The 24,405-nt window shown below is 67.6% G+C and carries 29 protein-coding genes and 1 tRNA gene; 20 read left to right on the top strand and 10 right to left on the bottom strand.

What is annotated here, in order from left to right; genetic code table 11:
• Nucleotides 1-20: 20 nt before the first annotated feature.
• Both LI337_RS15360 and LI337_RS15355 read right to left on the bottom strand, forming a co-directional pair.
• Nucleotides 21-94 (bottom strand) — tRNA-Ile (locus LI337_RS15360).
• Nucleotides 95-311: 217 nt separating this feature from the next.
• Nucleotides 312-938: an FxsA family protein gene (locus LI337_RS15355; RefSeq protein WP_227230766.1), complete on the bottom strand. Its 627-nt coding sequence runs from the start codon at nt 936-938 to the stop codon at nt 312-314.
• 120 nt (nt 939-1,058) lie between these two features.
• On the opposite strand from LI337_RS15355, the gene LI337_RS15350 reads away from it, so the two are divergent.
• Complete coding sequence (locus LI337_RS15350) at nt 1,059-1,568, top strand: deoxyuridine 5'-triphosphate nucleotidohydrolase (RefSeq protein ID WP_303645288.1); 510 nt, start codon at nt 1,059-1,061, stop codon at nt 1,566-1,568.
• Nucleotides 1,569-1,597: 29 nt separating this feature from the next.
• Here LI337_RS15350 and LI337_RS15345 read toward each other — a convergent pair whose 3' ends face one another.
• Nucleotides 1,598-2,530 carry a CPBP family intramembrane glutamic endopeptidase gene (locus LI337_RS15345; RefSeq protein WP_227230764.1) on the bottom strand — a complete coding sequence of 311 codons (933 nt, stop codon included), beginning with the start codon at nt 2,528-2,530 and terminating at the stop codon, nt 1,598-1,600.
• Between the two features lie 130 nt (nt 2,531-2,660).
• On the opposite strand from LI337_RS15345, the gene ubaA reads away from it, so the two are divergent.
• Nucleotides 2,661-3,473 (top strand): SAMP-activating enzyme E1, encoded by an 813-nt coding sequence (gene ubaA / locus LI337_RS15340; protein WP_227230763.1) that lies wholly within the window; start codon nt 2,661-2,663, stop codon nt 3,471-3,473.
• A 432-nt stretch (nt 3,474-3,905) separates the two neighbouring features.
• Entirely contained in the window at nt 3,906-5,153 is a 1,248-nt protein-coding gene (locus LI337_RS15335; RefSeq protein ID WP_227230762.1) for a DUF4382 domain-containing protein, read from the top strand.
• Nucleotides 5,154-5,232: 79 nt separating this feature from the next.
• On the opposite strand, the gene LI337_RS15330 is transcribed toward LI337_RS15335, so the two are convergent.
• Nucleotides 5,233-5,844 carry a DUF6149 family protein gene (locus tag LI337_RS15330; protein ID WP_227230761.1) on the bottom strand — a complete coding sequence of 204 codons (612 nt, stop codon included), beginning with the start codon at nt 5,842-5,844 and terminating at the stop codon, nt 5,233-5,235.
• A 178-nt stretch (nt 5,845-6,022) separates the two neighbouring features.
• Here LI337_RS15330 and LI337_RS15325 point away from each other — a divergent pair, with 178 nt between their 5' ends.
• The 4 genes from LI337_RS15325 (at nt 6,023) to mptA (ending at nt 9,225) form a co-directional block, all read left to right on the top strand.
• Nucleotides 6,023-7,273 carry an NAD(P)/FAD-dependent oxidoreductase gene (locus LI337_RS15325; RefSeq protein WP_227230760.1) on the top strand — a complete coding sequence of 417 codons (1,251 nt, stop codon included), beginning with the start codon at nt 6,023-6,025 and terminating at the stop codon, nt 7,271-7,273.
• 134 nt (nt 7,274-7,407) lie between these two features.
• Entirely contained in the window at nt 7,408-7,620 is a 213-nt protein-coding gene (locus LI337_RS15320; RefSeq protein WP_227230759.1) for a DUF7979 domain-containing protein, read from the top strand.
• Nucleotides 7,621-7,726: 106 nt separating this feature from the next.
• The gene (locus LI337_RS15315) at nt 7,727-8,146 is read left to right on the top strand and encodes a DUF7124 domain-containing protein (protein WP_227230758.1); all 420 of its coding nucleotides are present in this window, start codon (nt 7,727-7,729) and stop codon (nt 8,144-8,146) included.
• 146 nt (nt 8,147-8,292) lie between these two features.
• Nucleotides 8,293-9,225 carry a GTP cyclohydrolase MptA gene (gene mptA, locus LI337_RS15310; RefSeq protein WP_227230757.1) on the top strand — a complete coding sequence of 311 codons (933 nt, stop codon included), beginning with the start codon at nt 8,293-8,295 and terminating at the stop codon, nt 9,223-9,225.
• Nucleotides 9,226-9,267: 42 nt separating this feature from the next.
• On the opposite strand, the gene LI337_RS15305 is transcribed toward mptA, so the two are convergent.
• The 3 genes from LI337_RS15305 to LI337_RS15295 all read right to left on the bottom strand — a co-directional run bounded on the left by LI337_RS15305 (nt 9,268) and on the right by LI337_RS15295 (nt 11,149).
• Nucleotides 9,268-10,077 carry a TrmB family transcriptional regulator gene (locus LI337_RS15305; RefSeq protein ID WP_227230756.1) on the bottom strand — a complete coding sequence of 270 codons (810 nt, stop codon included), beginning with the start codon at nt 10,075-10,077 and terminating at the stop codon, nt 9,268-9,270.
• A 128-nt stretch (nt 10,078-10,205) separates the two neighbouring features.
• Nucleotides 10,206-10,781, bottom strand: coding sequence for an NfeD family protein (locus LI337_RS15300; protein ID WP_227230755.1), 576 nt, complete (start codon nt 10,779-10,781; stop codon nt 10,206-10,208).
• Nucleotides 10,782-10,855: 74 nt separating this feature from the next.
• Entirely contained in the window at nt 10,856-11,149 is a 294-nt protein-coding gene (locus LI337_RS15295; RefSeq protein WP_227230754.1) for a DUF7312 domain-containing protein, read from the bottom strand.
• 197 nt (nt 11,150-11,346) lie between these two features.
• Here LI337_RS15295 and serS point away from each other — a divergent pair, with 197 nt between their 5' ends.
• The gene (serS, locus tag LI337_RS15290) at nt 11,347-12,726 is read left to right on the top strand and encodes a serine--tRNA ligase (RefSeq protein WP_227230753.1); all 1,380 of its coding nucleotides are present in this window, start codon (nt 11,347-11,349) and stop codon (nt 12,724-12,726) included.
• 88 nt (nt 12,727-12,814) lie between these two features.
• Nucleotides 12,815-13,141: a hypothetical protein gene (locus LI337_RS15285; protein ID WP_227230752.1), complete on the top strand. Its 327-nt coding sequence runs from the start codon at nt 12,815-12,817 to the stop codon at nt 13,139-13,141.
• Between the two features lie 4 nt (nt 13,142-13,145).
• Here LI337_RS15285 and LI337_RS15280 read toward each other — a convergent pair whose 3' ends face one another.
• Nucleotides 13,146-13,568 carry a nuclear transport factor 2 family protein gene (locus LI337_RS15280; RefSeq protein WP_227230751.1) on the bottom strand — a complete coding sequence of 141 codons (423 nt, stop codon included), beginning with the start codon at nt 13,566-13,568 and terminating at the stop codon, nt 13,146-13,148.
• 48 nt (nt 13,569-13,616) lie between these two features.
• Between LI337_RS15280 and LI337_RS15275 the strand changes: the two genes are divergently transcribed.
• The 9 genes from LI337_RS15275 (at nt 13,617) to LI337_RS15235 (ending at nt 20,855) form a co-directional block, all read left to right on the top strand.
• The gene (locus LI337_RS15275; protein WP_227230750.1) at nt 13,617-14,114 is read left to right on the top strand and encodes a DUF367 family protein; all 498 of its coding nucleotides are present in this window, start codon (nt 13,617-13,619) and stop codon (nt 14,112-14,114) included.
• A 138-nt stretch (nt 14,115-14,252) separates the two neighbouring features.
• The gene (locus tag LI337_RS15270) at nt 14,253-14,642 is read left to right on the top strand and encodes a prefoldin subunit beta (RefSeq protein ID WP_227230749.1); all 390 of its coding nucleotides are present in this window, start codon (nt 14,253-14,255) and stop codon (nt 14,640-14,642) included.
• Between the two features lie 4 nt (nt 14,643-14,646).
• On the top strand, nt 14,647-14,931 hold the full coding sequence (locus tag LI337_RS15265; RefSeq protein ID WP_227230748.1) for a DUF3194 domain-containing protein: 285 nt from the start codon (nt 14,647-14,649) through the stop codon (nt 14,929-14,931).
• A gap of 86 nt (nt 14,932-15,017) precedes the next feature.
• Nucleotides 15,018-15,224 carry an HVO_0649 family zinc finger protein gene (locus tag LI337_RS15260; RefSeq protein WP_227230747.1) on the top strand — a complete coding sequence of 69 codons (207 nt, stop codon included), beginning with the start codon at nt 15,018-15,020 and terminating at the stop codon, nt 15,222-15,224.
• Nucleotides 15,225-15,565: 341 nt separating this feature from the next.
• Nucleotides 15,566-16,489, top strand: coding sequence for an extracellular solute-binding protein (locus LI337_RS15255; protein WP_227230746.1), 924 nt, complete (start codon nt 15,566-15,568; stop codon nt 16,487-16,489).
• Nucleotides 16,486-17,343 (top strand): ABC transporter permease, encoded by an 858-nt coding sequence (locus tag LI337_RS15250; RefSeq protein WP_227230745.1) that lies wholly within the window; start codon nt 16,486-16,488, stop codon nt 17,341-17,343. Before LI337_RS15255 ends, LI337_RS15250 begins: the two co-directional genes overlap by 4 nt.
• Before the next feature lie 906 nt (nt 17,344-18,249).
• On the top strand, nt 18,250-19,452 hold the full coding sequence (locus tag LI337_RS15245) for a potassium channel family protein (protein ID WP_227230744.1): 1,203 nt from the start codon (nt 18,250-18,252) through the stop codon (nt 19,450-19,452).
• 101 nt (nt 19,453-19,553) lie between these two features.
• The gene (locus tag LI337_RS15240) at nt 19,554-20,468 is read left to right on the top strand and encodes an MBL fold metallo-hydrolase (RefSeq protein WP_227230743.1); all 915 of its coding nucleotides are present in this window, start codon (nt 19,554-19,556) and stop codon (nt 20,466-20,468) included.
• Nucleotides 20,469-20,471: 3 nt separating this feature from the next.
• Complete coding sequence (locus LI337_RS15235; protein ID WP_227230742.1) at nt 20,472-20,855, top strand: hypothetical protein; 384 nt, start codon at nt 20,472-20,474, stop codon at nt 20,853-20,855.
• Nucleotides 20,856-20,905: 50 nt separating this feature from the next.
• On the opposite strand, the gene LI337_RS15230 is transcribed toward LI337_RS15235, so the two are convergent.
• Nucleotides 20,906-22,687: a nitrite/sulfite reductase gene (locus tag LI337_RS15230; protein ID WP_227230741.1), complete on the bottom strand. Its 1,782-nt coding sequence runs from the start codon at nt 22,685-22,687 to the stop codon at nt 20,906-20,908.
• A 113-nt stretch (nt 22,688-22,800) separates the two neighbouring features.
• The gene (locus LI337_RS15225) at nt 22,801-23,109 is read right to left on the bottom strand and encodes a DUF8134 family protein (RefSeq protein ID WP_227230740.1); all 309 of its coding nucleotides are present in this window, start codon (nt 23,107-23,109) and stop codon (nt 22,801-22,803) included.
• Between the two features lie 304 nt (nt 23,110-23,413).
• Here LI337_RS15225 and LI337_RS15220 point away from each other — a divergent pair, with 304 nt between their 5' ends.
• Complete coding sequence (locus LI337_RS15220) at nt 23,414-23,593, top strand: hypothetical protein (RefSeq protein WP_227230739.1); 180 nt, start codon at nt 23,414-23,416, stop codon at nt 23,591-23,593.
• A 94-nt stretch (nt 23,594-23,687) separates the two neighbouring features.
• A complete protein-coding gene (locus tag LI337_RS15215) occupies nt 23,688-24,368 on the top strand; it encodes a DUF7119 family protein (RefSeq protein ID WP_227230738.1) in 681 nt (226 codons plus the stop codon).
• The last annotated feature ends 37 nt before the right edge of the window (nt 24,369-24,405 follow it).

The following is a 24,405-nucleotide window of genomic DNA, read 5'->3' as shown; positions in this document are numbered from 1 at the left end:
AACACACGAGAGAATCGGAGTGGGCCGACACGGATTTGAACCGTGGACCTCCCGGTTATCAGCCGAGCGCTCAACCTGACTGAGCTATCGGCCCGCGCATTTCCACGTATTCGGCAACGACTGTTAAGCGTTTCTTTTCGGCATCCCGCTTGCGTCTCGGACTCACGACGGGGGTGGATCGAAACACCTATTTCGGCAAACGAGTCACGCTCACACGCCACACGACCGACGCTGGCGACCCGAGCGGCCGCCAGCACTCGACTGACCACCAGCGACCGACCGTCGCAGAGCCACCACGCGCAGGGATCCGCTCAGTTCGACTCCTCTTCGACGCGGTAGTTCACGTCGTACACGTCGTCGGAGCCACCGGACTGTGACGTGCGGTCACCGGAGCCTTCGGTCCCGCCGACGCCGCCACTGCCGCTACCACTCCCGCCGACGCCACCGCCACCGAAGCCGTCGTCGCCGAAGTCCGACTGTCCCGCCGGGCCGCCCTGCTCGAAGTCGTCACCCTGCGGGAAGCCGCCGACCCAGACGTTACCGGAGACGAAGCCGTCTGCCTTCTTGTCGAGGTACGGCTTCACGACGAACCGCTTCAGCACCTCCCGAATCGGGTAGCGCGTGAAGGGGAGTGCGAGCAGGAAGCCGAGCGTGTCGGTGACGAGTCCCGGCGTGAGCAGGAACGCCCCCGCCGCGATCAGCATCCCGCCGTCCATCAGTTCGTTCGTCGGCAGGTCGCCGGTCGCCAGCTTTCGCTGGACGCTCCGGAGGGTCGCCCGTCCTTCGGCGCGGACCAGCAACATCCCGACGAGTCCCGTCAGGACGACCAGCGCGACGATGACCGGCCACTGGATCCACTGCGAGAGGACGACCAGGAGGAGGGCGTCCGACAGCGGGATCAACAGCAGGAGCGCGATGTACCAGCGCGTGCGGGCCATACCGGGCGTTGTGGGTCCCGGTTCATAGCCCTTCTGTCGTGGCGGAGGCGACAGGCGGCGAGTCGTCCCGGCGGTCGGTGTTCGGCGCGATCCGGCACGCTTTTGCGCGCGTCACGGACACTGCGGAGTATGTTCCGAGCCGGCGACTTCGTCGCAGAGCAGGTCGATCCCGTCGAGTCCGAGCAGATCCAGCCGAACGGCGTCGATCTGACGGTCGCAGGCGTCGCCGAACAGATCGACCCCGGTCGGATCGGCCGCGAGGGCAAGGAGATCGGCGAACGCCAACCGGTCGAGTTGGCGGAAGTGCGCGAGGACGGTCCGGCGACGTACTACCTGCCCGAAGGGGGCTACGTCGTGGAGTACGCCGAGACGATCCGGGTACCGGAGGGCCACGTCGGCTTCGTCTACCCGCGGTCGTCGCTCCTGCGGAACTCCTGTATGCTGAACACGGCGGTCTGGGACGCCGGCTACGAGGGGAGAGGCGAGGGACTCCTGCAGGTCCACCACGACGTCGAGATCGAACGCGGGGCACGCATCGCCCAGTTCGTGCTCGCGGAGGCGAACCACGACGGCACCTACGACGGCGCGTATCAGGGCGAACGACTCGACGAGTTCCTCCCGGACGCCTGAGTCGCGGGTCGCGTCTCTTTCTGTTTCGCTCAGCCGACGAGGATCACCACGGCCGAGACCGGGACGATCAGCGCGTGGAAGGCGACGTGGCCGAGCATCGCGGCCTCCAGACTCCGCCGCCAGAACAGCCAGCCGAAGCCGGTTCCCAGGATAGCGTTCAGTAGGATCGTCCGCCCCACGACCGGGAACGAAGCCGGCCCGAGTGCGAACAGCGTCGGCAGGTGGCCGAGTCCGAACGCGACCGCCGCGATCAGGATGCCGGCCCAGACGACTGCCGAGGTCGGCGCGGGGGCGGTCGGGGCCGACGGGCCGTCACCGCCACCACCGGTGTCTCGACCGCGCCGACCGACTGCGCCGACGACACCGGCGAGTTTCCAGAGGAGCCAGACGGCGAGCGACATGAACCCCCAGCGGAGGAGCAGTTCCTCGGTGATCCCGCCGTACAGCACTCGGAGTGGGATCGACCCCGCGAGCGCGAGGAGCGCCGCGTCGGGCGAGACGGTGCTGGTCGTCGTGATCGACCCGAAGACGGATTGGAAGCCGAAGTCGAGGAGGATCACGACGACGCCGAGACCGCCGCCGACTGCGACCGCGACGCGCCACTCGCCCGCGAGTTTCGGCAGGACGCGCGACCCGGTTTCCACCCGGTCGGCGACGTGTGACCGGAAGCCGACGCGCGGCGCGAGGACGGTCCCGAGGACGACCGCGACCGCGAGCAGGATGGTCGGCACCAGCGCCGAGAGGAGCGCGAGGATCTCGGGCGAGAAGGGGAGGTTCGCCCGACCGCGATACTGGACGTAGGTCGTGGCGACCAGCGCGCCGACGCCGAGCAGACCGAGGCCGAACAGGACCGCGAGCTGTTGCAGCAGGATCGTGTCCCGGTCCCCGGAGCCGGTCGCGGCGTGGTCTCTCCGGTCGGGATCGTCGGAGCCTGACGTCGCGGAGGCGGCAGTGGAGGACATGGCTCCGGGTTCGTCGTCCGGCCTGATAAGTCTCGGTCGCGTGGCGTGTCGGTCACGTCTGCGGGCACGAGCCGATGGCGGTGTGTCGGTCGGCCGCAGGCTTATCTCCGGCACCCGCCAACCGTCGGGTATGACACTCTCACTCGACAGCACGCAACTCGACCGCTACTCCAGACACATCATCATGGACGAGGTCGGCCCGGAGGGCCAGCGAGCACTGCTCGATTCGTCGGTGCTGGTCGTCGGTGCCGGGGGACTCGGCTCGCCGGTGATCCAGTATCTCGCGGCCGCCGGCGTCGGCACACTCGGCATCGCGGACGCGGACGACGTGGAGCGGTCGAACCTCCAGCGACAGATCGTCCACGCCGATTCGGACGTGGGCGAGCCGAAGGTCGACAGCGCAGCAGCGTACGTCCGCCGTCTGAACCCGGACGTGACGGTCGAGGGCCACCGGACGCGCGTCGGGCCCGACAACGCCGAGTCGCTGGTCGCGGAGTACGATCTGGTGGTCGACGCCTCGGACAACTTCCCGACGCGCTACGTCCTGAACGACACCTGCCGCCTCGCCGAGACACCACTGGTCCACGGGGCCATCTACAAGTTCGAGGGACAGGCGACGACGCTGGTGCCCGAGGGGCCCTGCTACCGGTGTCTGTTCCCCGAAGCGCCGGAACCCGGCACCGTGCCGGACTGCGCGACGACCGGCGTGCTGGGCGTCCTGCCGGGGACCGTCGGCTGTGTGCAGGCGACCGAGGCGGTGAAGGCGATTCTCGGTGCCGGCGAGTTGCTGGCCGGGCGACTGCTGTTCTACGACGCGATGGACATGACCTTCGAGACGGTGCCGTACCGGCAGAACCCCGACTGTCCGATCTGTGGCGAGGGTGGCGTCGAGTCCATCGAGGGTGTGGAGTACACGGACTCGTGTGCGATCGAGGGGGAGTGAGGACTGCGAGGGGCTTGTCGAGTGGTTCGTCGAGTCGAGTGTCGCCGGCGAGCGGTGGGAGTTCTCGGTCGATCCGGATCGTATCGAATCGATCGGTGAGAGTTCGGTCGAGTCGGTCACAGACAACGAGGGTGAACGCCCCCCAGCGCCTCTCGAACCACGCACGTCCCTTGGGCTGGCGACCCGAGTTACACACAGTTACCTCGGGGTGGCGACCCGAGTTACACACAGTTACCTCGGGGTGGCGACCCGAGTTACACACAGTTACCTCGGGGTGGCGATCCGACTCACACGCCCGGCTCGACCGCCCCACACTGCACAGCAGTCAGGTTCCAGAGAGACGGAGACGAACCGTTCAAACCGTTCACGTCGTGCGAACGGCACGAAACGGAATGGGGTGTATATCCGTTTCCCGACCCATCGCAGTTTCGTATGCGACGCCACGGACTCACCGCGATACTGTTCGCAACGCTCGTCGTCCTCGCCGGGTGTACCGGCGGTGTCGGTCCCGGCGTGGGATCGACCGACGACACTACCGGGACGGCCGCGATGGACGGCTCCGGATCGGGCACGGTCCAGTTCTACATCAGCGACCAGCCGAGCGCCATCGAGGACTTCGAACACCTGAACGTCACCATCACGCAGGTCGGCTTCCAGCAGGCCGACGGTGGCGACGCGGGCGCGAACGAGACCGAGGAGTCGGACGACGAGACGGAGACGAACGAGACCGAGGAGTCGGACGACGAGACGGAGACGAACGAGACGGAGGAACCGGGCGACGACGAGACGGAGACGAACGAGACGGAGGAACCGGGCGACGACGAGACCGAGATGCCGAACTCGACCGCCGACCCGGAGACCGACGACGGTGACGAGGCGGACGAGGAAGACGACTCGGAAACCGAGGACGCAGACGAAGACGACTCCGAGCCCGGCGACTGGGAGACCTACGACGTGGACGACCGGACGGTCGATCTGACGCGCCTGCAGGGGGCGAACGCGACCCGACTTACGAGCATGAACGTCTCGAACGGCACCTACTCGAAGGTGTTCGTCTACGTCTCCGAGATCAACGCCACCCTGGAGAACGGCGAGCAGGTGAACGTCAAGCTCCCGAGCGAGAAACTCCAGCTCAACACGGAGTTCACGGTCGGGAACGGCGAGGCGGTGGACTTCGTCTTCGACATCACGGTGAAGAAGGCGGGCAACAGCGGGAAGTACATCCTCCAACCGGTCGTCAGCGAGTCCGGCACGAGCGACCAAGTCGAGATCAGAGACGTCGACGCGGACCGCGAGGACCGCGGGAAAGACGACGAGAAGCGCGACGCCGGTGACGACGAACGCGACGACGAGCGCCCCGACGAGGAGGCGTTGAACGCCTCGTTCGTCGGCGCGGTGACGCAGGGCGAGAACGCGACGCTCCGCGTGCTCGACGACGGGAGCGCAGTCGAGAACGCCAGTGTCGCCGTGAACGACGAGCAGGTCGGGACGACCGACGCCGACGGCGAACTGACCTTCGCCGTGCCGGACGACCGCGAACTCGACGTCGAGATCACCGCGGGCGACCGCGAGGCGGACCTCGACCGGCGGTTCGCGGGCGAGGAGAACGGCGGTGAGAAAGGCGGTAACGGGAACGACGACACCGGCGCGGACTACGACTTCCGAACGGCGCTCGCGTAACGCAGTTCGGTCTGCTTCGCGTAACGCAGTTCGGTCCGTTTCTTAGCGCACCTCGACGCGCTGTGCTGTCGACGCCGACTCACGCGCGCGCTTCTTCGTCGCCGTCGGTGTCGTCCATCCCGACGGCAGACTCCACGTCGACCTCGTCGTCGTCCGGTTCGGTCGCGTTGCCGCCGACCACCAACTCGCCGTCCGGTCCTTCGACGTACACGTCGTCCGCGAAGCCGCCCTCGGCGTGGGGGTGTTCGGGGTCGGCGAGTTTCTCGGGCGTCGACGGCGCGTCGGGGATCTCGCGGGTGCGGAAGTCGCCAAGCGGGTCGGCGATGGTGATGTCGTACTGCTCGAAGAAGTCGGCGTAGCGGTCGTAGTGGGCCTCGACCTCGTCGGTCGTGATCTCCATCATCTCCGTCCAGCCGTGGTTGTAGAAGTCGAAGTTCGCCTGCGCGTGGGTGATCTCGCGGGCCTCGGCCTCGGGGTAGCCGTAGTCCAGCGCGGCCAGATACGTGTCGAAGGTACACTCGAAGAACGCCGCCATGTGCGCTTCGCGCTCCGCGCGGCGACCCTCCGCCGCGCGCTTGCCGAAGACGTTCACGTGCAGATCGACCATCTTCTCGGTGACGATGTCACCGACGACGGGCATCGTGAGTCCCTTCTTCGTGGCCCAGTGGCGGACGTTCTGACGAATCTTCATCGTGATCGGTCGTTGGGGTCGGACCGGCTTGAAAGGCACGGAGGCGGACGAGTGCGGTCGATGTGGACGACCGGGACGTATTAGGCTATCAAAGGAATCGGGTCGTGATACCAGAGTCTACACACACGGGTCACGGAGATAGCAACCCACATTAACCCCGAATCCGAACTCCCTGCACATGAGCCAGTCGTTCGTGATAATCGGCGACGGGATCGCGGGGAGTTCGGCCGCCGAGACCCTCCGCGAGGAAGCGCCCGACGCCGACATCACAGTCATCACAGACGAGGGTGAGGCCCTCTACAACCGAATTCTGATCAAGGAGTTCGCCAAGGGCAAACTGCCCGAAGCGCCCATCTCGATCCACCAGGAGGGGTGGTACGAGGAACGCGACATCGACCTCGAACTGAACACGCTCGTCACGAACATCGACACCGAGGCCCACGAACTGGAGACGCACGACGACGAGGTCATCGGGTACGACAAACTGCTCGTCGCCACCGGCGGCACCCCCTCGCAACTGCCGGTCGACAACTCCGACGCCGACGGCATCAACCACTTCTGGACGTTCCAGGACGCCCGCGCGATCAAGCAGAACGTCGAGTCCTGCGAACACGGCGTCATCGTCGGTGCCGGGCTGCTCGGGATCGACCTCGCCGCCATCTGTGGCGCACAGGACGTGGAGGCCCACTACCTGATGCGCGGTGACTGCTGGTGGCGCTACGCCCTCTCGGAGCAGGGCGCGGAGATCATGCACCAGGCGATGCGCGAACGCGGCGTCACGCCGGTCTTCCAGTCCGGCGTCGACCACTTCGAGACGGACGACGACGGCCACGTCACGGCCGCCGTCGACCCCGACGGCGAGCGCTACGAGGCCGAGTGGGCCGGCGTCGCCATCGGGCTCGACTTCAACACCGAGGTCCTGCAGGACACCCCCATCGAACTGAAAGACGACGGCTCGGTCATCACCGACGAGTACATGCAGACCAGCGTCGACGACGTGTACGCGGCGGGCGACCTGACGTGGTTCTACGACAGCATCCTCGGCGAACACGGCCAGAACGGCTCGTGGGGGTCGGCGAAGGAGCAGGGCAGTATCGCGGGCGAAGTGATGGCGAACGGCCCCGAGGCGACCGAGCCGTTCCGGTGGGTCTCCTCGTACTCGATCACGCACTTCGACTTCCCGTTCCTCTCCTTCGGCCACCCGACCATCGGCGACGACGAGGTCGAACAGAAGTTCTCCGACACCGAGTGGCGGCGACTCGCGCTGAAGGACGGCAAGATCGTCGGCGGCGTCCTCATCGGCGACCTCGCGCCGCAGTCGGCGTACAAGAAGCTGATGCGCGAAGAGCGCGTCGTCGGCGACCAGAAGGACGTGCTGATGGAGGAGTCGGTCGACCTCGACAAACTCGCGCCGGCACAAGAGCAGTAACCGCCTCTCGCGACCCCCGTCGTCTCCCCTACTGCACCCGCCGTTTCACGTACTTGCACTCGGCGTCTCCCGATTCTCACGTCCAGTTCGCCGGTGGAACAAGACTTAATCCATATCATGGTATTCGGTATCGTGTGACACACCAACGCCCGATCTTCAGACTCCGACAGCTCGATTCGGTCCCGGCGGACGCGACCGTCCACCACTACGACGAGTTGGACGAGCCGACACAGACCGCCATCTCCTCGGCGGTCGGCAGTGGGCGGGCGTTCAGCCCCGAGGCCTCGACCCGTGTCGGTCCGGGTGACGTGGTGGTCTTCACGGGCTACTTCAAGGTGAGCGCCTGACGAGGGCGGCGGACTGCTCGACCCGGCCGCTCGGTCGAACCGACCGCCGTCCCGTCGGACCCACCGAACCGAAGCCGTTTTGCGCCCGACAGGCCGAACAGGGAGTATGGACGGAAGCGGCGGGAGCGCCGACATGACGCTGGCGTTCGAGTTGGAGGCACTGAAGGCGCTGGCGAACCCGAACGAAGTGTTCAACGACGCCCGCCAGTGGACCGAGTACGTCGGCGTCGTCTCGGAGAAACCGACCTACGTCGTGACGAACTTCACCCGCAAACACCGCATCCGGCAGGACTTCTTCTCCGGGCCGCGCGGGACGAAGGAGAGTCTGGAGAACGTCAAGAAGCAGTTCGACACCGACCGGCACGTCTTCGTCGGGACGACCGACGAGGACAGCGCGCTGGCCGACGAGGTCGGCTGGGAGTTCCTCCCGCTCGAACAGGCCGCCGAGGCCGCCGGGTGGACGCTCTCGGAGACCGGCGAACCGGACGACCCCTTCGAGGCCGAGGCCCGCGACGACTGGCCCTGACTCGGCCGCCCGGTGTCGACGCGACGACCGACCGCGAAGCGGCGACCGACGACGACGATTCTCGAAGCCGACGACCTCGGTGAGGTGGGCGCAGCCGCCACAGCCTACCGAAACGCATAATCACGCACATCCCTACCCACTACTCGATGAGTCACCAGTTGCCTGACGTACAGGCAAGCCAGCCCGACGTGACCGTCGGGCTCAGTCAGGTAGGGGTCACAGGCGTCGAGAAGCTCGTGAAGGTCGCCCGCGACGAGAAGCGTCCCATCGTGTTGATGGCGGAGTTCGAGGTGTTCGTGGATCTGCCGGCGACGCGCAAGGGGGCCGACATGAGCCGTAACATGGAGGTCATCGACGAGACGCTGGAGACGGCGACGAGCGAACCGACGTACCGCGTCGAGGACGTGTGCGGCGACGCCGCCGAGCGACTGCTCGACAAGCACGACTACACCTCGCAGGCGGAGGTCCGGATGACGGCCGAACTCGTCACCCGCGAGCAGACGCCCGCGAGCGACAAACTCACCCAGAGCACCGCGACGATCATCGCCAGTGCGGTCGCCACCGAGGACGGCACCCACGAGGAGATCGGGGCCGAGGTCACGGGCATGACGGTCTGTCCCTGCTCGCAGGGGATGTCCGCCTCCCGCGCCCGCGAGACGCTGGACAAACTCGGCGTCGACGAGGAGACGGCCGAGGCGTTCTTAGAGGAAGTGCCTCAGCCGGGTCACTCCCAGCGCGGCCACGCGACGCTGACGATCACCAGCGAGGGGTCGCCGGACGTGAACCTGCTGGACGTGATCGACATCGCCCGCGACTCGATGTCGGCGCGTATCTACAACCTCGCGAAGCGTCCCGACGAGGACCACATGACCTACCACGCCCACGCGAACGCGAAGTTCGTCGAGGACTGCGTGCGGTCGATGGCCGAAGACGTGGTCGAGCAGTTCGACCACCTGCCGGAGGACGCGGTCGTCCGGATGAAACAGTCGAACGACGAGTCGATCCACCAGCACAACGCCCACGCCGAGCGTGAGGTCACGTTCGCGCAGTTGCGCGACGAACTCCGACTCGGTCGGTAAGCCGAGCGACTACGTTTTTCCGGAACGGTGGTGGGAGCGTCCTCAGTCCGACAGCGACAGCGGTTCGGCCGCTTCCCATCGCGGGTCGAACTCCGCCCGCACGTCGGCGGCGAAGTCGGGGTCCTTCAGGTCGATCATGGCGAACGCCTCGCCCGGATCGAGGGGGTTCGGCACCTCGATGACGACCTCCACGTCGTCGATCAGGTTGAACGTCCCCTGGAGTGGTTCGGCGATGCGTACGTCGAAGTCCGGGTGGTCGGCCAGTTGGCTGGTGTAGCGCTCGCCGACGCTCCGCGGGAGGCTCTCGACCATCGTCGGCGTCATGAGCAGTGAGACGGTGACGCCGCGAGACAGCGCGTCCTCCAGTCCCTCCACGACGAGTTCGCTGACCTCGCCCAGATCGAACTGCGGGGAGGCGCTCCCGGCGACCATGACGATCTGCTCGTCTGCCGCCGAGAGTCGTTCGAGCAGGAGGTCGACGGTCTCCTCCGGGCCGACTGCGGCGGTCCAGAACTGCTGGTCGACCGGTTCGGCGGCGTCGAGTTCGTCCACCAGTTCGTCGACGATGTTCTCGTACTGCTGGGCCTTCTCCTCCAGTTCGCGTTTCTTGTCGTCCAGCAGGCGGTCCAGCGCCGCGTCCGGTTCGACGGCGACGTACTTCTTCGGCCGACTCGCCGCCTGACTCCGGACGAGGTTGTACTGTTCCAAACTGTTCAACACGTCGTACACCCGACCCATCGGAACGTCACTGGCTCTTGACAACTCTTTCGCGGTTGTCGGCCCGGTTCGAAGCAAGGCGCGGTAGGCCCGTGCTTCGTACTCCGACAACCCGAGGTCTCGAAGGTTCGCCATACCTCCCCATCGACAGCGAGTGATAAAAAACACCCCCCGCGTTTACAGTGTGTGAAAAGGGCAGATTCGGACGCGATCGTGGCGAAATGTCGACAGGTGCTCGTCGCGCTGTCGGAGAGTCGGTGAGGTCAGGCGCGTTCGGTCTCGGTCTCGGCTTCGCGCTGCTCCTCGCGGCGGCCGCGTGCCAGTTCGCGGTCGATCTCGTCGGTGTCGATGCCGGTGATCGACTCGACGGTGACGACGTTCCCGCCGCCGGGGTCGACGACGATCACCTCGTCGCCTTCTTCGATCTCGCCGTGGACCGACCGGGCGGAGTAGTAGGGGTTGAAGCCGCCGGAGTCGAGTTTGATCTGGCCGCCGGTCTCGGTGACGCGTTCGGTGACGCGGCCGGTCTTGCCCTTCAGCGAGTCGGAGTCGGAGGTCTGTCCGGAGCCTTTGCCGCCGTAGAAGTCGAACTCACGGTAGACCCACAGCGCCGCCGCGCCGAACGCGAGGACGAGACCGGCCGCGATCAGCGGCGAGGCGGCCGGCGGGAACAGCAGGCCGATGAGCCCCGCCAGCAGGAGGGCGACACCGACCACGATGAAGTGCGCACCGGGGGCTAACGCCTCCGCCAGCGTCAGGCCGAGTCCGGCCAGTACCAGCAACAGCGAGAGGGTCCCGGGGTCCGCTAGCCCCTGCAGGGGCACGAGGGGTGTGACCATATCGCCCCTTGGGGCTGTGTCGCTGTTAACGCTTTGCTCGTGGGGGCGGCGTACTCGCGGGTCGGCGGTCGGACTTACAGGAGGCCGACGAGGAGGATACCGACGGTCAACAGCACTCCGACCGCGACGAACAGCGCGTTCTCCAGCGAGATCGACTCGGGTTCCAGTGGCTCGCGGGTCGGTGCGTCCTCGCCGACCTCGTCGACGGCGAAGCGCCACTGCTGTTCGTCCGGGTCGGCGTCCCGATCGCTCTCGCCGGCCTCGTCGGACATCTCGGAGACGTCGACCTCGTCCAACCGGTCGACCGCGTCGGCTCGTTCCACGTCGTCTCGTCGCTCGGACTCCTCCGGCCCGGAGGGACTGCTCATGCTATCGCTACGGTGAGGACGCGGAAATGAGTACCGACCGTGACGCGAGAGACAGGACCGGTCGGGGTCGGCCGGTGCCGTGTCGCTGTGAGACGCGATCCGGACGCCGGGACCACGGCGACACGCTCGCTCGGTACTCGCCACGCTCTCACACAGATGCGATACGGTTTTCCCCCGACCGAGTGAAACGCCGACAAATGCTGAGCAGGCAGTACCTCCGTGAGAACCCGGAGACGGTCCGCGAGAGCCTCGACGCCCGAGGCTACGACGTGGACCTCGACCACATCCTCGATCTCGACGCAGAGTGGCGACAACTGAAGAGTGAGGGCGACGACCTCCGCCACGAGCGCAACACGGTCAGCCAGCGTATCGGCGAACTGAAACAGGCGGGCAAAGACGAGGAGGCACAGGACGCGATCGACCGGTCGGGTGAACTCAAAGCCCGCATCGCCGAGATCGAAGATCGCGCCGACGAGATAGAGGCCGAACTCGACGACCTCCTGCTCGAACTGCCGAACGTCCCGGACGAGGACGTGCCGGTCGGCGACGACGAGTCGGACAACGAGGAGGTCCGCAGAACCGGATTCGACGACCTGCGCGACCTGCCGAGCGAGGTGACGCCCCACTACGATCTGGGCGAGGAGTTGGACATCATCGACGAGGGGCGGGCCGCGAAGACGACCGGCGCGGGCTTCTACTTCCTGAAAGGCGAGGGCGCGATGCTCGAACACGCGCTGATCCAGTTCATGCTGGAGGTCCACCGCGAGCAGGGGTACGTCGACCTGTTCCCGCCGATCCCGGTCAAGAGTACCTCGATGGAGGGCACCGGCCAGTTGCCGAAGTTCAACGAGGACGCCTACCGCATCGGCGGCAACGAGTTCGAGGCGTACGACGACGACGACCTCTGGCTCTGTCCGACCGCCGAGGTGCCGGTGACGAACATGTACGCCGACGACATCCTGCTGCGGGACGACCTCCCGCTGAAACACCAGGCGTACACGCCGAACTTCCGCCGCGAGGCGGGCGAACACGGCACCGAGACGCGCGGCATCGTGCGGGTCCACCAGTTCAACAAGGTCGAACTCGTCAACTTCGTGGAACCGGACGACAGCGAGGCGCGCCTCGACGAACTCGTCGGCGAGGCCGAGGCCGTGCTCGACCGACTCGGCCTCCCGTACCGCGTGTTGAACCTCTGTACCGGCGACCTGACGTTCGCGTCGGCGAAGACCTACGACATCGAGGTGTGGGCACCCGGCACCGACAGCGACGAGGGGCCCGAGCAGGGCGGTCGCTGGCTCGAAGTGTCGTCGGCCTCGAACTTCCGCGACTTCCAGGCCCGGCGGGCGGGCCTGCGCTACCGCCCCGAACGCCACGAGTCGGCCGAGTACCTGCACACGCTCAACGCCTCGGGCACGGCCGTCGGGCGCGTGATGGTCGCTCTCCTCGAGTACTACCAGAACGACGACGGCACGGTCACGGTGCCGGAACCGCTCCAGAAGTACATGGGTGGCAAGGAGCGAATCGAGGGCCACGAACCGGTCGGCGAGAGTGCGGTCGGTGCCGGCCGGAAGGAGTAGTCCCTCGGAGCGGGGCGGCCCGCGAGCGATTCTCGGCACCCGAGAACCGTCTCCGGGTGGTATGCTCGTGGGACGCGTCTGTCCGTGTATGACTCTCCGAACCACACTCGGACGAACCGTCGCGACCGTCGCCGTGGTGACACTCACCCTCACGCTGTTGGCCGGCGTCCTCGGCGCGCTCTGGCGCGTCACCTTCTGGGGCGCGATGGGCGGCCACCCGATGTACGGCGGATACGGCCCGATGCACGGCGCCGGCTACGCGAACTCGACGTTCCAACTGGGCTTCGGCGTCCCTCTCGGTGGCGTCCTCGCCTGGGCGTTCCTCCTGTCGAGCGTCGCGGCGCTGGGCTACCTCGGTTACCGACTCGTCGAGGCTACCGACCGCGAGCGTGCGGGCCCCGGCGACACGGCCTGAGGAGTCACCGCGTGAACGTCTCCAGTTCGACGATGCTCCCCGCGACGATCCGGAACCGGTCCACGAACCGGACGAGCAGGTCGCCCTCCGCCGACAGTACTTCGCCGCGTGCGAGAACCTCCGTCGCGTCGGGTGTTCCGTCCGCCTCGGCGTCGGGGACGTAACGGGTGTGGACGCGGTGGGTGGTGTCGGACTGGGGGCGGTCGTCGCGCACGAACCGGACGAACGCCTCGCGGGAGTCGAACCGGCGGTCCGGGCGGTGCTGGACGAAGCCGGGGTCGAGGACGTTCTGCAGGGCGTCGTAGTCGTGTGTGTCGAGCGCGCGGTAGTAGTCGGCGACGAGGTCCACGGGAGCCACGGTCGGGTGGAGGTTCGGCGGCCAGCGGTTTGGATGCTGTGGCGGCTCCGGGTCTGTCCAGGTGGCCACGCGACCGACGACCGCAACGCTTGTGGCCGGGAGTCGCCTGCACTCGGTGTGGACCTGCACGTGCGCTACGAGGGCGACGACGACCCCGACAAGTGTACCGCCCGGAAGTTGGCCCGCCACGACCTCGCGGCCCTCCACCGGTCGGACCGGGCGACGCCCTTCGGAGTCGTGTTGAACCCGCACGCCGAGCAGGCGCTGTCGCCGGCGGATCGGTCGGTCGGGGAGCGACTCGTCGCGCTCGACTGCTCGTGGGAGTCGGCCGGCGAGGCGCGGTTCTCCCTGGCGGGCGAACACCGCGCGCTACCGTTTCTGGTCGCGGCGAACCCGGTGAACTTCGGCAAGCCGTTCCGGCTGACGACCGTCGAGGCCATCGCGGCGGGACTGGTGATCCTCGGGGAACGCACACAGGCCGAGCAGGTGCTGGCGAAGTTCACCTGGGGCGAGACCTTTCTCGACCTGAACGCCGAGCCACTGGCGCGGTACGCCGACTGTGCCGACTCGGCCGAGGTGGTGGCCGTGCAGGACGAGTATCTGGCCGACGAGTGAGCGACCCGGTGGCGGTCGTCGAGCGAGACCACCAGCACCGTTCCGGAGGAATTCACGCCGGAGTGGGCACGACACACCGAAGCCGGGCGCGCGACGTAAATACGGGCCTTTTTCACCGTGGAAAACCTCGCACCGCCCATGCAGGGTAGTCTACCACCGGAAGCACAGGAGAAGCTCGAAGAACTGCAGGACCTCCAGGAGACGGCCCAGAAGGTCTCCGCACAGAAACAGCAGGCCGAGACGACGCTCTCGGAGTCGCAGTCCGCGCTGGAAGCCCTCGAGGACATCGACGAGGACACCCAGATGTACCGCGAGGTCGGCGAACTCCTCGTCTCGACCGACTACGAGTCGGCCCACGACGACCTCCAGGACAAGGTCGACACGCTCGAGATCCGCGTCGAGCAGCTCGGCAAACAGGAGGAGCGCGTCGAAGAGCAGTTCGAGAGCCTCCAGCAGGAGCTCCAGCAGATGCTCCAGGGCGGTGCCGGCGGCGGCCCGATGGGTCCGGGCGGCGCAGGCGGCGCGTAAGTCGATGACGACCGGCGACAGCACCGACGAGTCGGGTGACGCGAGTGACCCGACCGACGAAGAGGTCGTCCGCACCGCCGCCGAGGCGGCCGAGGGCGTCATCTTCGCGCGGTACAAACAGTCCGAGGTCGACGACTTCGACGTGACCGTCACCTTCGAGGACGGCGTACTCGACGTGGACGTGTACCTCAACGCGCCCGAGACCGCCGACGGCACCGACGCCGAGGCGGTCGCCGACGAGGCCGCTCGCACGGCCCGCGACGCCGTGGACGACCTGTTCGGCGAGTAACCGACGCCCGTCTCTCGATTCTCCCGGGTGCGACCGATCAGGAGACGAGAGAAACCGTTTTGCGACTGCGTGTCATACGTTCACGTATGTCAGTCCCGAGGCGTGGCTCGACCTCGCTGGACCGGCTTCGCGCGTACTACGAGGGACGAGAGACGCGGTGTCTCTCCTGCGGACACGAGGACACCGACGGCGGGTGGCGGGTGCGCACGACCGGCGGCGTGGTTCGCTACGAACACACCTGTCCGAGTTGCGGCGTGACCGAGTCGCGGACGCTCAGACTCCGACGCGAGTGACCCGGCAGAGACGCACGGCACGACCGCGTGAGTGACGACGCGGTCGCTGGCCGTGAGACGGTGGTACGTCGTCCGTGAAAGGGGTGTGACGGCCCCTGCCTCCCGAAACCATGGACTGCGAGACAGTGACGCTTCGCCTCGGTGGGGTGCCCCACCACGAGTATTCAAGCACCGGGTGGTTATGAACCCCCCAGGGCGGTTTCAGCATCTGAAAGGACGCTCCCCTGCGTGCCGCCGCCGTCGCGTGCTCCTCCCGCGGCGACGACACCGCAGCACCACGACCGTACGTAACCACGAAACGTTTCGTAACACCGATAGCGTAACAGTTCGACGTTTCGTGCGTGCGCAGACGTTCGGTGTTACGTGGGGTCGGACGCGCCGGGAGCGCCGGTGTCCTCGCCACGGTCGGGACCGCCGGCTGTCTCGGCGGGGAGTCCCTCTCGGTGCTGTCGGCCGGGAGTCTCGCACTGACGGTCGGCGAGGGTGTGGCCCCGGCGTTCCGCCGGGAGACCGGCACCGAGGTCCGGAGCGAGTTTCACGGATCGGCCGCTGTCGTCCGGTTCGTTCGAGAGAGTGTCAAGCGACCGGACGTGGTGATCAGCGCGGACGCCGGCCTCCTGCGCCGGAGACTGCGGCCCGAGTTCACCGACTGGGACGTGACGGTCGCCTCGAACGCGCTGTGTCTCACCGCCGCCCCGGAGTCGACGGTCGCCGAGCGACTCCGGGCCGGCGAGCCGTGGTACGACGTACTGGCCGAGGCGACGGGACCGGTCGCCCGGAGCGACGCCGACGTGGACCCGCTGGGCTACCGGACACTCCACGCCTTCGACCTCGCGGCCGACTACTACGGCGAACCGTGGATTCCCGAGACCCTCCGCCGAGAGACGGTCGTCGATCCACAGGAGGCCCACCTCCTGGCAGGCGTCGAGACCGGCGAACGCGTGGCCGCACTCTGCTACCGCAACATGGCCGTCGAGCGCGACCTACCGGTCTTCGAACTCCCGCCGGCGCTGAACTTCGCGGACCCGGCCCGCGCCGAGCAGTACGCTCGCGCCAGCTACACCCTGCCGGACGGAACCGTGGTCAGGGGGTCGCCGGTGGTGTACGCCGCGACGGTCCTCTCGGCGGCAGACAACCCCGCCAGTGGCCGTGAGTTCGTCCGATTCCTGCTGGACTCGGCGGACCTGCTCCGGGAGTACGGGCTGACGGTGCCGTCGAGTGTGCCGCATCGGAGTGGCCGGGTGCCGCCGGAGGTGGTGCCGTGAGCGTCTCGGTGCCGGAGTTCGCTCGGATGCGCGCGGTCGGCGGGCGGGTCCGGGCGCTCTGTGAGTGGATTCGGTCGAGCGTGACACTCGGCGAGACGCCCCGGCCGTTTCTCCTGCTCGCGGTCGTCTTCGTCGTCTCGCTGTCGTACCCACTCGTCGCGTTTCTGGGGCGTGCAGGTGGGCTGTCGGCCGAGGCGTTCACCGATCCGGCGCTGGTCTCGGCGGCACAGTACTCGCTGGCGACCGCGCCGGCCGCGACGCTGCTGGCGACCGCCTTCGGCGTCCCGCTGGCGTACGTGCTCGCGCGGGCGTCGTTCCCCGGCAAACTGGCCGTCGAGGCGCTGGTTGCGCTCCCACTCGTCGTCCCGCCGGTGGTCGCCGGCGTGATGCTCCTGACCGGCGTCGGTCACGGCTCCGTGGTGGGATCGCTGGCGTCTGCGGTCGGGCTTCCACTGACGGACAGCTACCTCGGCATCGTACTGGCACAGACGTTCGTCGCCGGGCCGTTTCTGGTCGTCACCGCCCGGGCGGGCTTCGCCGGGGTCGACGAGCGACTGGAGGAGGCGAGTCGGACCCTCGGGCGCGGGCGCTGGGGAACCTTCCGGCGGGTGAGTCTCCCCCTGGCGCGGGGTCACGTCCTCGCCGGCATCGTGTTGACCTTCGCCCGCGCAGTCGGGGAGTTCGGTGCGACGATGCTGACCGCGTACACGCCGCACACGCTCCCGACGCAGATCTGGGTCGCGTTTCTCTCGCGGGGTGTGACAGCGACGGTTCCGCTCGTGGTGTTGTTGCTGGTGATCGGCGGGAGCGTGGTGGTGGCAGTGCAGGCGAGTGGGCGGGGACTCTGGCAGTGACTCGGTGGTGTGCGTTCGTGTCTGGGTTGTTTCTCGGTGTGACGACTGCGACTGTGAGGACGCCGTAGACTGCGACCCTGACAGCTACTCCACTGCAAACCGTGACAGCAACGCTACTCGATCGAGCGCACCGACGAGAAGCTCGCATCCGCGACAGCACTGCATCCGCGACACCGACCGCACCGCGAACAGCACCAGCACCGCTACTCGTGCTAGCGCGAGGAACCGCAACTGCGACCGCGACAGCACTGCGACCGCACCTCGTCCTCCCCAGCCTCGAATCAGAGCGAGAGCGAAGCTCTCGCCAGCCCTCGCTCGTTCCACTCACGAGGACGCTCTCCGCACCGCCCGCGATTCTCCCTCGCGCACGTTCCTCGTGCGCGCCGGATTTTCGGTGAAAGCGTACGACTCCACCAGTCACCCGACCACGTCACGGCAACCGGAACCCATCGAGGACGCGAGCTGGTGACGAGCGAAACCGAGCAGTGTCCGAGCGACAGCGAGGACCTGCCTCGCAGTTCGCTCGTCACCAGTCGGGGAGGCGTGGGGAGTACGAGCGAACCGGGTTCCGACCACTGCGAGTGCCACGCCGGGTGACGACCAGTGACGACACGATGGGTCGCAGATTCCACCGGGTGGGACTGAAAGGGGCTGGCCGGTCGATCCCTCTCCGGCGACCGTAGCACTGGACTGAGGGCTGGCGGGCGTGCCCGCCAGCCCGAGGGAAGCGCGCACGGAGCCGCAGAGGGTCGAGCGGCCGGGGGCTTTCACCCCTTACCGTCCACGACCGACCCGACCGAGATGTCCACGACCGACTCGACCGAGTCGTCTCCACACGAATTCACACAGACATCGACAACGTATCCCGAGCAATCCTTTTGCCACCCCCGACCGAACCACCACGCCATGGACCCCGGCGAGGTGGAGTACGAACCGGTCAGCGTCAAGGAACTCTTAGCGGAGATGAAAGACACCGCCGAACTGCTGATCGACCTCGCGTACTCCGCCGTGCTCCACCGGAGCGACGACATCGCGGCCGAGGTGCTCGCCCTCGAAGAGCGCATGGAGATCCTCCAACTCCGGGCGCGGATGAGCCTGCTCATGGCCGCCCGGACGCCCGACGACGCCGAGGAACTCGCGCCCGTACTGGGGATGGTCGGCGCGGCCGAGAAGATCGCCGACGCCGCCGCCGACATCGCCAAGATCGTCTTAGAGGACATCGGCCTCCCCGACGCGATGCGCGAGGCGCTCCCCGAGGCCATCGAGACGGTCGTCCGTGCCGAGATCGCCCCCGACTCCGACTACGCCGGGCACACCCTCGCCGACCTCAACCTGGAGACCGACACCGGCGTCCGGGTGATCGCCATCCGGCGCGACGGCGACTGGATCACGAACCCCGACCACGCGACCGACCTCCGGGCCGGCGACGTGACGCTCCTCCGGGGCGTCGAGGACGGCATCGCGGCCGTCTACGAACGCGCCACTGGAACCGAGTACGAACCCCCGGTCGCGGTCGACTCGACCATCGAGGACCTCGACCGCGCCGTCGACTCCATCGTCCTGATGAAGAACATGAGCGAACTCGCGGTCGACCTGGCCTACGGCGCGGTGCTGTTCGACAGCGAAGGGGTCGCCGAGGAGGTCGCCGAATTAGAGGCCGAGGTCGACGCACTCGAATCCCGGTTCGAGGCGTGGACGCTCAGGGCGGCCGCCCGCGTGGACGACCCCATCTCCCTGCGGGGGCTGATGCACCTGGCCGGGTCGACCGAGGTGATCTCCGACGCCGCCGTGGAGATCAGCGAGGGCGTCCTCCGGGGGTTGGACGCCCACCCGGTCGTCGCCGCCGCGGTCGAGGAGTCCGACGAGATCATCGTCCGCATGGCGGTCGAGTCGGGATCACGACTCGCGGACCGCACGCTGGCCGACGAGATGGTGAAGACCGAGACCGGGATGCGCGTCATCGCCGTCAAGCGCCCCGGCAACGAGTGGGTCGTCTCGCCCGGTCCGACCACCGCACTCCACGCCGGCGACCTGCTGATCGCCAAGGGGACGCGGGCCGGCGCGGAGCGACTGAGCAGATTGGTCGGCGACCCGCAGACGTTCGAGTAGACGAGAGCGAAGCGGAACGAGCGGGAGGCGTCAAGAGAGCGAGGGCGGCGAGCCGACACCCGGACCGAACGCTTTTCGTGCCGGCCCGCGCCGGTTCGGACATGGCTATCGGCGACGTCTTCGAAGTCACCGAGGGGGACTGCACCGACCTCTACTACCTCGACACCGGGATGTACGACACCGAGCAGTACGGCTCTGTCTACATCCTCGACGCCGAGCGCCCGGCGGTCGTGGACACCGGCATCGGCACGAACCACGAGTTGCTGTTCGACGCCTTAGACGAGGTGGGCATCGGCGAGGACGAGTTGGAGTTCATCCTCCCGACGCACGTCCACCTCGACCACGCGGGCGGCGCGGGCTTCCTCGCGGAGCGATACCCGAACGCCACCGTGCTGACCCACGACATCGGCGTCCCGCACCTGATCGATCCCTCCCGCCTCGTCGCCGGCACGAAGGCCGCCGTCGACGAGCAGTGGCAGTACTACGTCGAACCGAAGCCGGTGCCGGAAGATCGAATCGAGGGCATCGAGGGCGGGGACAGCATCGACCTCGGCGACCGGACGCTGGACGTGCTCCACGCGCCGGGCCACGCCCCGCACCAGACCATCTTCCACGACGACGGCGACGACGTGGTGTTCACCGCCGACGCCGCCGGCATCTTCGTCCCGCAGACCGGTCGCGTCCGGCAGACGACCCCGCCCTCGCAGTTCGACCTCGACCAGTGTCTCACGGACGCCGAGACGATCGTCCAGCGCGACCCCGAGGTGCTGTGTTTCGGTCACTTCGGGCCGGTCCACTACAGCGAGGACCTGCTGTCGGGCTACAAGCGCACCCTCGTCGAGTGGGTCGAAGCGGTCCGCGAGAAACGCGACGAATTGGCCGACGACGAGGCCGTCATCGAGTACTTCGTCGAGCACAGCCGGATGGTCGAGGTGTGGGGCGCAGAGAAGGCCCGCGCCGAGGAGCGCCTGAACACGAAGGGCGTGCTGGGCTATCTGAACCACGCCGAGGACTGAGCCGTGTCCGACCCCGTAGACGATTCCCTCCCCGCGACGGTCGACTTCGTGCTCTCGTTCGTCGGCGTGGCGATGCTCGTCTCCCCGGCCGTCTGGAGCGTCTCGACACTGATCGGAAGCGTGTCGAGTTCGGCGGTCGGACTCGTCACCGGCGTCGTCGCGTTCGGTGCCGCCTACCCACTCGTCGCGGGCGACTGGTCCCGTGACGCACTCGGCGAGACGGTGTTCGTCTTCGTCGGGAGCGTCCTGTCTTTCGGTCTCGTCGGCGCAGTCGTGATCGCCGTGAGTGGGTGGCAGGTCGCAGGGAACGATCCGCGCCCGCAGGTCGCGCTGTTCGGCGTCGCGTATCTGCTGACGGTCGTGATCGTCGGACTTCGGTATCGGTGACGAAGGCGGAAAACCGGAACGAAGGAGTGGGAGAGAGCGTGGGAGGGCCGTCAGTCGTCGGCGGGTTCGATGGGACTCCCGTCGGCCGCGGTCGGGGCGGGACTCGCACTCATGTCGTCCTCGTCGGCGTAGGGGTACCACGTCAGCTTCGTGTTGTGCATCATCGGGTCGTCGTAGCTCGTCTCCTCGGGTTCCACGAGGTCCGCGAGCGTCTCCTCGTCGGTACGCTCCACGAAGTCCCGGAAGCTTTCACTCCCCTCGCGGCGGTCCTCGAAGTTGGCGAGCAGGTTCTTGATCGCGCCCGGCACCTCGTCGACTGGCACGCGCTGCGTCACCCAGTCGGCGAACTGCGGGTTCTCGCCGAGGCCGCCGCCGAGACCGATGTCCAGCGCCTCGACCGCCTCGCCGTCCTTCCGGGTCTTCATCCCTCGAAGGCTCACGTCCGCGATCTGTGGCTGGGCACAGGAGGCGGTACAGCCCGAGAGGTGGACGTGGAAGTCCTCGATACCGTCGGGCAGGTCGACGTGCTCTTTCAGCCAGCGCGCGTAGCGCACCTGCCGGTTCTTCGTCTCCACGATAGAGAGCGAGCAGAACTCGGAGCCGGTGCAGGCGACCGATCCGCGCATGAACGGGTGTGGGTCCGGCGAGTAGTCGTCGAGCAGGGGTTCCGCGAGCAGGTCGTCGAGGTCCGCCTCGGGCACGTCGGTCACGATGACGTTCTGGCGCTGGGTGACGCGCACCTCGCCGGAGCCGTACTCGTCGGCGAGGCGGGCGAGTTCCTGCGTGTCCTCGACGCCCATCCGGCCGACGAGGACGTTCAGGCCGACGTAGTAGTTGCCGTCCGCCTGTTCGTGGACGCCGACGTGATCCGAGTGGCCGCCGGTCGCGCGGCCCGAGTTGTACGAGTAGTCACTGCGGAGGTCCTCACCGGCAGTGCGCAGCTCGAAGTCCACGTACTCGTCCTGTAGGGTCTCGCGGATCTCCTCGGTGCCCATCTCGTCGACGAGGAACTTCATCCGGGCGCTGTACCGGTCTTCGCGGTCGCCGTAGTCACGGAACAGCGCCGAGATGGCACCGCCGACCTCGCTTGCCTCCTCGGGGGTGACGAACACGTCGAGTTCGCGGGCGAGGCGTGGTTCGTTTCGCGCGAGGCCGCCGCCGACGTTGACGTTGAAGCCGCGGACGGCCTCGCCGTCGATCTGCTTCGTCGCCGGTTCGAAGGCGAGGTCGTTGATGTCCCCCTGGCCACAGCCTTCTCTGCATCCGGTCACGGCGACCTTCCACTTCCGGGGGAGGTTCGAGTGCTCCTCGTGGCCCTTGTACGTCTCGTGGAGGCCCTCCGCGACCGGCAAGGCGTCGACGTGTTCGTGTTTGTCCTTGCCGGCGACCGGACAGCCGACGATGTTGCGCCAGGAGTCGCCGCAGGCCTGCTGGGCCGAGAGGCCCACGGATTCGAGTCGCTCGAAGATGTCCGGCACGTCCTCGATGTTGATCCAGTGGAGTTGGATCGACTGGCGGGTCGTCCAGTCGACCCAGCCGTTGCCGAAGATCGGATTCTCGACCGGCCCGCGAGCGTACTCGTCGGCGATGTCGGCGACGACCTCGGCCTGGCCCGGCTTCAGGACGCCGTTCGGCGTCCCGATCCGCAGCATGAAGTAGCTCTCCTGGCCGTTTCGCTGGTGGTACAGCCCCCACCACTTGAACCGCTCGAACCACGCGTCGTGCTCGTCGTCGGGGATCGCCTCCCACCCCTCCTCTGCGAACCGAAAGAGATGCTCCCTGATCTCGTTCCCGTAGACCTCTGACTTCCAGTTTTCGACGTCGGTCGGCATTGCTACCCCCTCGGTCTCCCGAACGTAAGGCCGCGCGCTTGCCGTCAACCCTTCCCGGTGCTCGGTCGAACCAGAATCATTTGCCGGTATTGTCGCGCGACCCACCTCGGCGATTATCTCGTCAGTCGCACGACCCCGCCCTCGCGGGCCAGGTCGCGGAACTCGCCGTCGACGATTCGCCCGACCGGGAGCCAGTCGGTCGTATCCGAGTGGCCGCAGGCGATACACTGGCCCTGCACCCGCGTCTCGACGGTCCGGCCGTCGACCCCGGTCTCCAAGAATCCCTCGACGACCACGTCCGGCAGGGCACACCGACAGAACGACGAGTCGGGCAGTCGCCAGAGTTCGCTGACGCTGACCCGCCGTCTGTCGTTCACGCTGAGCCACGCCCCGTCGTCGAGGACGCGGAGAGCCACGCTCATGTCCCGGTCGAGGGACCGCCCCCACCTGAAACGCTCGGCACTCACAAACCCTGTCCGGTCTCGTGACGCCTCTCGGCCAACCGATCCGACTTCAGTCTTGCAGTTTTCGACGCGATCCGCTGTCGAAGATAGTGGCAGGAATCGCCGGTATCGGGGAGTGCGGGTATTGTTTACAGGCGAACGCGTGCTTAACCCCGCCCGGTGTCTACGACGCACCGATGAACTCACAGGAGCGTGACCGGCACGTGCGACAACACGCCTCTGCGGACGTAGCCCCCGAACTCTATCTCCCGGAGGACGACCGATGACCGGGCCAGCCGACGGTGAGTCGGCCACGGCGGGGATCGAGTCACCCGACGAGGACGCGAGTGTCGAGTCGGACTCGGCGCGTGACGACGACCACCTCGCGGACGTGGAGGAGGGTGCCGGCTGTACCGAGATCTGGGAACACCTCTCCGAACAGCGAGAGTCCGGCGAGAACTGAGTCCACAGATCGGCCCCCGACGGCGGTTCACCGGTGTCGCGGGCCGGTTGCACGATGGCGAACGGCTTTTGCCGAATCACCCCAACGGACATCTATGCCAGACGAGCGTGACGTGACCCCGCCTGCGGACCGCGCCGACCGCGCCGAACCGGTCGGTGAGCCGGTCGTCCGCGCCGATCCGGCGGTGACGGGCGAGTGGGCGGACCGGGCCGTCGAGTTCGACCCGGACGACACAGAGAGCGTCGCGCTGGCCGCCGAGACGGTCGCGGCCTTCGCGGACAACGAGGTCGGCGCGACCGACAACGTCTACATGTTGCGCGGGGCGGCCGCCTGTGCCGCCCTCGTCCGCGCTGAAGGCTCCTACAAGTCGGCCGCAGAACAGGCCGGCGGGGACGCCTCGGTGGCGTTCATCCGGAAGTGGGCGCGGGTACACGACCTCCCGCAGTCGATCCGGCGGCACGTCGCGCGCGGCGAGATCGCCCCGACCGCCGCGAAACACATCGCCCGCGTCTCCGGCGAGGCACGGTTCGCGCTCGCGTGGGCGGTGCTGGACGCCGACCTGACGGTCCGGGAGGTCCGCCAACTCGCCAGTAGCGTCAACGAGGGTGCGTCGGTCGAGGACGCCCTCCGCGAGCAGGGGACCGAACCGGGTCGGGTCGCGGTCTCGCTCCCCCCGGACGCCTACCGCGAACTCCGGCGGCGGGCCTCCCTGGAGAACGTCGATCCCGGCGCGGTCGTCACCGACGCCCTCAGCGAGTACTTCGACGACGAGTGAGTCGACTCGGGGGGCGTTTGGACTTTTGTAAACGCTT

This window comes from Salinirubrum litoreum, assembly GCF_020567425.1.
Lineage (GTDB): Archaea > Halobacteriota > Halobacteria > Halobacteriales > Haloferacaceae > Salinirubrum > Salinirubrum litoreum.
This window is presented reverse-complemented; position numbering and strand designations above follow the sequence as displayed.